Source organism: uncultured Campylobacter sp., assembly GCF_938045205.1.
Classification (GTDB): domain Bacteria; phylum Campylobacterota; class Campylobacteria; order Campylobacterales; family Campylobacteraceae; genus Campylobacter_B.
In genome coordinates this window covers 1-1014 of record NZ_CALIMY010000088.1, presented here as the reverse complement: position 1 = coordinate 1014, position 1014 = coordinate 1, and the positions used below count along the sequence as shown (strand labels likewise).

The 1014-nt window shown below is 48.8% G+C and carries 1 protein-coding gene; it reads right to left on the bottom strand.

Annotated elements, in window-relative coordinates:
* Positions 1–374: 374 nt before the first annotated feature.
* On the bottom strand, positions 375–1014 hold a 640-nt coding region (locus Q0198_RS04915), incomplete at its 5' end, for a DUF2314 domain-containing protein (RefSeq protein WP_297895687.1).

The following is a 1014-nucleotide window of genomic DNA, read 5'->3' as shown; positions in this document are numbered from 1 at the left end:
CATAGTATACTTTCCCAATATTTCTTAAATCTCCATTTCCTATTTTACTATTTTTTCTTTAATTTAATAGAATTTTATAATATTATTTATAATATTTTACTAAAAAATTTTAAAATGCAGCTTTCGTAAAATTTTAAAATAGCTTCATGCTGCCTAAATTTGATTAAAAGGAATTTACGGGTCATTGGCTTGGGTAAAAAAAGGGGCACAGGGCGCAGGCTAAATTTTAATTTACAGCCAAATTTAGCCCGCCCGCATAGCTGCCAAACGCTATCTACTCGCTAAGTGCCTCTGCGACGTGATCCCAGCCGAGCGCTCTAGCATAATCAAGCGCGGTTTTGCCGTGGATATTTTTAGCGTTTTTATCCGCACCCTTAGCAAGCAAAAGCTCGATCCGTCAGATTACCCGCGATCGCCTCGTAGTGCAGCATCGTGTAGCCCTCATCGTCCGCGCGCGTGATCTCGTCCGGATACCCGTGCAAAAACTCCTCGAAATTTTTCTTCGTATTGACGCTCATTGGGTGCTCGGTTAAATTTTGCGGATGTTCCTGCTGTTCGTATGCCACCAGCACGACGTCAGGATCACCGAAATTTAGCCCCCACGCCTCGTCGTGCTCGGCGCGCTCGCTCTGGCTCATAGCCTTGCGCATCGCCTGCACGCTAAAGCCGCCGTAGGTCTTGCCCTCTATGGCAAACATCCAGTCGCTGATCTGCTCTAGCGGCACCGCGACTTCGTCGCCGTTTTTGACGTTGCTTAGTACGTTCGGGTCGTTTACGAGCACGCCGCAAACGCGCTCGCCGTTAAAATATATATCGTTTAGCCACATATGCTCGACCTCGGTGCTGCCGTTTAGCTCTTGCGAAAAGGCGACCTTGACGCAGGCAAAGCTAAGCGCGGGGACGATACGGAGGCGCTCCCAGTACAGCTCGCGCCAGAAGTAGCGAAAGCTCTTTCGCGCCTGCTCGAATGCTTTTAGCATCGCCTCATCTTCGCCGTCCGCGTAAAACACGGGC